Origin of the sequence: Desulfosarcina sp. (assembly GCF_041551955.1) — a bacterium.
Classification (GTDB): Bacteria; Desulfobacterota; Desulfobacteria; order Desulfobacterales; family Desulfosarcinaceae; genus Desulfosarcina.
In genome coordinates this window covers 1-8,068 of sequence record NZ_JBFELV010000222.1, presented here as the reverse complement: position 1 = coordinate 8,068, position 8,068 = coordinate 1, and the positions used below count along the sequence as shown (strand labels likewise).

Annotated in this window: 6 protein-coding genes; all 6 read left to right on the top strand. The window is 58.2% G+C overall.

What is annotated here, in order from left to right:
* A partial coding sequence (locus tag ABYV26_RS15865; RefSeq protein ID WP_372682332.1) for an OmpA family protein occupies positions 1-983 on the top strand: 983 nt, incomplete at its 5' end.
* Between the two features lie 303 nt (positions 984-1,286).
* On the top strand, positions 1,287-1,871 hold the full coding sequence (locus ABYV26_RS15860) for a hypothetical protein (protein ID WP_372682331.1): 585 nt from the start codon (positions 1,287-1,289) through the stop codon (positions 1,869-1,871).
* A 66-nt stretch (positions 1,872-1,937) separates the two neighbouring features.
* Positions 1,938-3,962, top strand: coding sequence for a vWA domain-containing protein (locus ABYV26_RS15855; protein WP_372682330.1), 2,025 nt, complete (start codon positions 1,938-1,940; stop codon positions 3,960-3,962).
* A 119-nt stretch (positions 3,963-4,081) separates the two neighbouring features.
* The gene (locus ABYV26_RS15850; RefSeq protein ID WP_372682329.1) at positions 4,082-4,864 is read left to right on the top strand and encodes an ABC transporter ATP-binding protein; all 783 of its coding nucleotides are present in this window, start codon (positions 4,082-4,084) and stop codon (positions 4,862-4,864) included.
* On the top strand, positions 4,855-6,096 hold the full coding sequence (locus ABYV26_RS15845) for an ABC transporter permease (RefSeq protein ID WP_372682328.1): 1,242 nt from the start codon (positions 4,855-4,857) through the stop codon (positions 6,094-6,096). Before ABYV26_RS15850 ends, ABYV26_RS15845 begins: the two co-directional genes overlap by 10 nt.
* A complete protein-coding gene (locus ABYV26_RS15840; protein WP_372682327.1) occupies positions 6,089-7,765 on the top strand; it encodes a formylglycine-generating enzyme family protein in 1,677 nt (558 codons plus the stop codon). The genes ABYV26_RS15845 and ABYV26_RS15840 overlap by 8 nt, the downstream gene beginning before the upstream one ends.
* Positions 7,766-8,068: the final 303 nt, after the last annotated feature.

Genomic DNA, 8,068 nt, shown 5'->3' with positions numbered 1-8,068 from the left:
TGGCCGAATCCCAGGATTCGCTTCGGGACCTGCAAGGAGAATCCGATAGCCTGAAGCAAGATCTGGTGACCATGGAGGCATCGGCCGAGGGCCTTGAAGCCCGCATGAAAGCATTGATCGATGAGCGCGACGGACTCATTGCGGAGACAACGGTGCTGAAAGCCGAGGACAGTGATCTGCGGGCGCGTATCGGGGAGATGGAAACCGCGCACCGGGAGGCGTTGAACCACCGGGAGGAAAAAATCACCGAGCTGTCATCGACGTTGACGGCCTGTGACGTCCGACTGGACAACCTGAGAAAAGACGAAGAGGTCCTCGCTTTGAAACTGGCGGAGGCGAACCGCACGATAACCGGGCTCAGGGATCAACTCAAGGACGTCATCATCCGGGTGCCTGCGTTGAAAGACCGCCTGGAACAAAGTTTAGAAAAATTCCAGGCCGTCCGCGAAGACCTTGCCGAGGCCAGGGCGCAGCAGGCAGAACTCGAATCCCAACAGAAGGCCATGAGAGAAACCCACCAGGCGCTGCTGGCGGGCCTCAAACAGCAGCTCGATTCCCAGGAAGCCTCCATCGAAGAATACCGCCAGAAGCTGAAGGTGAGTTTCGTAGACCGGATCCTGTTCGGGTTTTCCCGGGTGAACATCAGTGCCGAAGGCAAAGCGGCCTTGAATCAGTTGGCCGGGGTTCTCGCCACCGTGCCGGAAGGGAATATCAGTGTCGTCGGCCACGCAGACAGCATTCCCGTCGCCGCGGCATTTCAGTACCGCTTTCCTTCCAACTGGGAACTTTCCAGTGCACGGGCTGCAGCCGTTGCCCGCTACTTGATTGAACAAGGCAAGCTGGAGCCCTCCCGCTTGGAGGTCGTCGGTCTGTCGAGCCATCAACCCATCGCCGACAACGATACCGACGCGGGGAGAGCGAAAAACAGAAGGGTAGAGATCATCATTACGCAGAGGCGATACGCGGACTGGGAGAACCGGTGAAAAAATTCAGGCTGGTGGCGGTTCTTACCCGGGTTGAAAAAAGGTCGACTGTCCTAAACGCCATTGGGCCCGACTTAGACGCTGCGTACATGTCATGGGTACATCCACCCTATCGATCGGTATGGCTATGAACGGTCCTGAAGGCGATGCGGTCAAACCTCTCAGAAAAAACCATGCCTTTATTGACACCTATTTTCCATCGGCCTATAGTTTTCCTGCCAGTCGATCAAGGTTCGCCCACTGTTTCAATCCACCAGGTAAAGGTGCGTTATGTTCGAAATACGCCACAAGGGGAGAAACCGTATGCCTAACCAAATGCGCAGGTCCTCTTTTTTATGGAAGGCGATTACCGCTATTTCGTTGGTTGCCGTCATCGGGGCCGGCTATTGGCTTTTCAAAGACCATGGCAAGGAGACGCTGCCGTCCGCGCCTTCCCCATCACTGCCAAAAATGGCTAACCTGCCGCGGAAGGAACCGGAGATAAAACCTCCACCCAAACCCACCTATGCGCCGGATGCCCCGGTGCTCGAGCAGGCCAGACAGGCCTTGCGTGAGGGAATCACACCGGCAGGGGCCTTAGCCATGGCCGCAGCCCTGCCTGAAAAACCCGAGCGGGCGGATGCGGCTTTTCTTCTTCTGGAATATGCCGCGGAGAGTGGAAACGCCGAGGCTGCTTTGGCCGTGGGAGAGTACTATGACCCCAGCCTCGATCTGCCCAGCGGCAGCATTCGTAAGCATCCTGCCCATGCCTTCGAATGGTACCAGATCGCCCTTGCGGGTGGCCATGCTGAATCCAGGGATCGACTTGCAGACCTTCGTCGGTGGGTAGTCGCCAGTGCCGAAACCGGGGCTGCCGACGCGAAGGCACTTTTAGAAACCTGGCCTTAACGGAAACCGCCGATAACCTCAATAATGCCTGGGCATCGATGCCCTTTTGACCTGCGAGGATAAACCATGGGAAAACGATTTTGGGGAGGACTCCATCCACGGCGCGTATGTCGGAATGTCGCCCCCATGTTGATTTTGTTCTATTTGGCCGCTAGCGTGACGATTGACTATGAACCCGCCCGGGCAGACGCGCGGCGGGCGCTGTTAATGCCGGGAAAAAAAACACTCTACCAGCGGGTGATCACCCATCCCGGTGCCCACCTCTATGCCGGGGCTTCATCTGCTTCCGCCATTCAAAAGGTGTGGGTGCGCCCCTTTACCGCCTACTATGTTTTCGGTTCGGCACAAACCGACGCCACGCAGTGGCTCGAGGTGGGGCTGGCCTCCAGTGGCACGCCCGACGGCTGGATCGAGGCCGGAAAAACATCGCCCTGGCTGCAGGCCTTGACCCTGAAGTTTACCGAGCGAACTGGCCGCCAGCCGGTATTGTTTTTCAAGGATTTAGTGGATCTGGAAGCTGTGGCCGCCGACCGGGATCCCGCCGACCGTTACCTCGACCTGATGACACGGTTTTCCGATTTTCAGTCCGGGGACGGACAGGATGTTTCCGCGTTTCCCCTTATCGCTATGGAACCCAAGTGGGAGGCCGTGTCCAGGGAACAATTCTACCTCATGCCGATCTTTCAGTCAGCGGAGTTGTTCGAAGGGGTGAAATTCCTCCAGGTAGCTTCCATCGACCCGGGCTCCGGTGAATTGCCCTTGGACGTGGACCTCAAAACGGCCATCGCTTTCGTGATTGACACCACGATCTCGATGAAACCCTATATCGAACGGACCCGCGAATCCGTCCGCCGGATTTATGCCACCATCGAGAAGCGGGGACTGGCCGACAAGGTGGCCTTCGGCCTGGTTGGGTATCGTAACAGCATGACCAATGCCCCCGAATTGGAATATGTCAGCCGGGTTTACTCGGATCTCCGTACGGCAACCGACCGTGGTGCCTTCGAACGTGCTCTGGCCACCATGGAGGAGGCCAAGGTATCCACCCATTCCTTCAATGAGGATGCCTTTGCCGGTCTTAAAACAGCCCTGGAGCGCTTGGACTGGAGTCCTTATCACTCACGCCTGATATTTCTGATCACCGATGCCGGAGCCATCCGCAACGACGATCCTTATTCCTCCACCGGGATGAACGCCAATGCCATGGCGGACATGGCTGCCGCCGCCGGGGTCAAGATCTTCGCCCTTCACCTGAAAACGCCCTCGGGTGCCCGGGAAATACCTAACAACCACAGCTATGCGCGCCAGCAGTACCAAACCCTGACGCGACAGTCCGATCCCACCATCGGCGATCTCTACGTGCCCATCGATGCCGAAGATGCCACCGCCGGCGTACTCGGATTCGGACAAGTGGTAGAAGATGTGGCCGGACAGATGGTCGCTCTGGTGCAGGCCACCGCCAGTGGCCAGCGACTGGTCCTAGACGATGCGGATCTGTCTAAACCGGGTGATGTGGCTGCCCTGGCGGCCAAAAAGGCGGCCATTTTGGGATATGCGCTGCAATTGGATTTTCTGGGGCGCCAAGGGGCGGGTCGGGTCCCGCGGGTAGTGACATCATGGGTGTCGGACATGGATATCACCAGGCCCGACATCCCGACCTTCGAAGTCACCATCCTGCTTTCCAAAAACCAGCTCAGCGATCTTCACCATCGATTGAAGATCATCCTCGACAATGCCCAGCGGACCAAGCGTACCGGTGCCCGGGATTTTTTTCAGAGCATCCTATCGGCGGCCGCCCAGACCTCGCGAGATCCCACTCGCTTCAGCCAACGCCCCAATCAGAACCTCGGGCAATTGGGTTTTCTGGCCGAGTTCCTTGATGATTTGCCCTATCGCAGCAATATCATGCGGCTCACCGAGGAGGACTGGTACCGGTTGAGTGTCGGCGAGCAGCAGGCCATTGTAGATGATATCAAATCCAAGATACGGCGCTACGAGGCTTACCACAACGATGTGACCAACTGGGTCGGTTTCGGTCCCGGCGAACCCGGTGATGCCGTGTATCGTGTGCCCTTGGGCATGATGCCTTGACACTTAGAATTGACGACTTGGTATAAGATCCGATCCGCCTGAGGCGAATAAATATCTTCGTTACGCTTCATCCCTCGTCACTGCGGAGTATTATATATCCTTAGCATGCGGAGAAGGACATGTCCGGCAACGTGAACAGTGGCGAGCGGTTGGCCGAAAAGATCAAAACCCCGGTATTTAGGCTTCGCGGAATCGGCAAGCATTGGACCGGTGCGCCGGGATTTTTCCTTGAGGTGCCCGATTTGACCATCCACAGGGGCGAAAAAGTGGCCTTGGTGGGTTATAGCGGCTGCGGCAAGAGCACGCTTCTGGACATGCTGGCCATGATTCTGAAGCCTACCGAGGCCAGCTGTTTCGAGTTTTTTTGGGAACACGACGAAAAGGGTGCATCCCGGTCGGTGGACGTCATGGCCGCCTGGCAGACCAACAACCTGGACGCCCTATCCCGATTGCGCATGCGCCACATGGGCTACGTACTTCAAACCGGGGGGCTCTTCCCCTTTCTCTCGGTTCGGGACAATATCGGCATCAGCCGAAAGGGGTTGGGGCTGCCAACCGGCCGAGCCGTCGAAAAGGTGGCGGCCAAACTCAACATCGAATCCCATTTGGATCGGCTCCCTGGGCAGCTGTCGGTGGGTGAACGCCAGCGGGTAGCCATTGCCCGGGCAATGGCCCACAAGCCGGCCGTGGTGATTGCCGACGAGCCCACCGCATCTCTGGATCCCATCAATGCCGAGAAGATCATGGCTCTGTTCAGCCGTTTGGCCGATGATTTTCAGGTCACCTTGGTGGTGGCGACTCACGATTGGGAGAGGGTGGCCGAAAGCGGCTTCCGCCAAATCACCTTCGATTTGAAGCAGACGGGACCCAACGGCGCGGTTCAGGTGACAGCATGCGCGTGAAACGTCGTAAACCGCTGGCCGGGTTCAAGACCGTGGTCCGCATGTCCTTGCGTGACTACCTCCATGAGCGGCTGCTGTCGGCCTGTGCCATCCTGGGCCTGGCCGCTGTTCTAGCCCCCCTGCTGGTGCTCTTCGGCGTCAAAAGCGGCATCATCAGCACCATGGCGGATCGTCTCATTGAAAACCCCAAGAACCGGGAGATAGCGCCGGTGGGCAGCGGACGCTTTGACGATGCGTGGTTCCAGGCCGTGTCCGAGCTTTCCGCCGTAGCCTTCGTTATCCCCCAAACCCGTTCCATTGCGGCCAGCATGGTGTTGGTGAATCGGGAAGGGGCGGAGCCCCGGTCGGTAGGAGTGGATCTGATCCCCACCGGCAAGGGGGATCCACTACTGGGAAAATGGGCGATGGTTCCGGACAGCAACCTGGCCATCGTGCTCTCCGCCCCGGCGGCCCGTAAGCTGGGGGTTTCCACGGGATCGACCGTCTCTGGCAGGATCGGTCGTTCTATGGCGGGGCGCAAGGAGCAGGTGACGGTCCAACTGACGGTGGGTGCGGTCCTTCCCCTCGCCGCCTATCAACTGGATGCGGCCTTCGTGCGCCTCGACCTGTTGACCGCCACCGAAGATTACCGGGACGGCTTTGGGTCCCCATCCTTCGGTTGGCCCGGTAAGGTGAGGCCGGCCGGTGTCCGGAACTACCCCGGCTTCAGGCTTTATGCCCGTTCCATTTATGATGTGCCCGATCTTCGGGACCAGTTTGCCGATCAGGGCATGGAGGTCTACACCAAGGCCGAGGAAATCGAGGTGGTTAAAAGTCTGGATCGCGCCTTTACCCTGATTTTCCGGCTTATCGCCGTGGTGGCGGTGTTGGGCTACTTCGCTTCCATGACCAGTAGCGTTCTGGCCAACGTCAACCGCAAGAGCCGTCACCTGGGCGTTATCCGGTTGATTGGATTTTCCACCGGCAGTATCATCTGGTTTCCGATTTTCCAGGCCCTGATGACTGCCGTTCTGGGCAACCTGACGGCCTTGGTCCTATACGAGGTGGTTGAAAAGAGCATCAACCGGCTCTTCGGCACCTATCTTGCCATAGGAGAGTATGTGTGTCGTCTCACCGTTCCCCACATGATCTTCTCCCTGCTCTTGACGGTGGCCATCGCCATACTGGCCTCGGCCTATGCCGCCTATCGCACGGCCTCCATCGAGCCGTCCGAGGTGATCCGCGATGTCTGAGACGATGGCGCACCCAAAAACGCGGGTGTGGCCGGCGGTAGCGATTCTGCTTGTTTTGCTGGCCACACCACTATCAGCGATGGACTGCCCGGAACCCCAACGCACCCTGCAGCGCCTGACACCGACCCTGGCCCGGGCGGTCAACCCCAATCCCGATGAATTGGATATTACCTTGCCCATGCCCTGCGGGGCGAGGCTGGTGTTGCGGCATGTCTGTGTGGCGGCCCAAGGGTTTTTCGGCGATCTGCGCCTTGACCTCGGATGCAGCGATTGTGGCCGGGAAGGCCTCGGTTTCATGGAGGGGCGGCGAAAGGCCTCGGTATCCGGTCCCTTTACCATCGAGGACCTGCCGGAGCAATGGCAGCTTGGGCTCTATAAAGCGGCCCGCGGTGGCGAAGGCACCTGTCCCGATCCCAATGAAGCGGAGCAGACCGGGTTTTACTATTTCATCGCCAAGTACGAGATCTCCAACCTCCAATGGGATGTGGTCATGGGCGCGGCGTGTCCCGATACGACCGCAGGACTGACCGCCGCGGACCCCCGCCCCAAGACCGATATTTCCTGGTTCGATGCCGTTGCGTTCACCAGGAGGTATACCGAGTGGTTGTTGGAAAATGCCCCGGCAGCCTTGCCCCATTTCGCCGGTGGCCGCTTCGGATATATCCGTCTGCCCACCGAGGCGGAGTGGGAGTATGCCGCCCGCGGTGGCCACATGGTCACCGGGCAGCAGCTCAACCGCGAGGAGTTTTTTCCCCTGGGAAACCGTTCCTTCCGGGATTTTGCCGTCTTTACGGATCCCATGGCGGCCAAACAACCGGAACGGCTGGCCTGGATCGGAAGCCGATGTGCCAACCCGCTGGGATTGTACGACACGGCCGGAAACGCCGCCGAAATGCTGCTGGATCCATTTCGTTTTTCATTGGGGTTCCGTCTCCACGGCGCCACCGGCGGTTTCATCGCCAAGGGGGGCAGCTACCGGAAACGCCTTACCGAGATCATGCCTGGACGTCGCGAAGAGATCCCCTTTTTCCTTGACGATGGGGCCTATCGTGCCACCGACCTCGGGTTCCGGGTGGTCCTCTCCGCAATTGTCACCTCCCGCAACCGGTTCGATATGCTGGGCCAGGAGTGGCGAGCCAAAGCGCCGAAGATGGCGCAAGATGAGGAAGCCACGCCTGGATCGGCGTTGACCACAGCGCCGATGGCCAATCCATCGACACCGGCGGAAGCGACTGCGTTGGCCACGATTCAAAGCGCACTGTTCACCGCCGAATCCATGATCAGTTATGCCCGGCGCCGGCAGGTGATGATCTTTGAACTGGAACGGCTCCAGCTATTGACGCGCAAGAGCCTCCCGGAACACGTCCTCGCAACCCTCCAAGGAGATGTGGATCGGGCTATTGGAGAAGTGCAACAGGTCGACGCGGCCATATCAAGATTCGGGGATTTATACCTCAACCGATTGTCCCAGGGGGTGACCGTCCCGGAGGTTCAGATGAATGAGCAAATGCTGAGCATAGAGCAGGAACTTAGCCTGGAAGAGGGTTTCAACGAGAGCCAAAGGAGTCGGTTGGAGTTGTTTGTGCTTTTCAAAGACCATTTGAATCTGATGCGAAGCGACCCGGAAAGGGTAACCCGGGCATCAATTCTCGAGGATATCATTCCCTAAATCAGTGGACCATTGCGGGATGCCCCTCCATTGGGGACTGCTTCCCCGTTTTATCGTGGAATGGTGACCCTTAGAGGAAAAAAATACGAAATCAATCTGGGATTGGCTGTCTGGGATATGCCAGAATTACAGGGAAAGTAAGTGTGGTTGATATCAAAGCGGCCGCATTGACGGTGCGAATTGTTTCGTCATCTTCGGATTCTGAGGTGACAACAGAAGGTTCCTGATAGAAGGAAACACAACTTCAATTGAAATTTTCAGCGGTCACGTACATAGCAGCTACATGAAAACGGGGATAGGTCC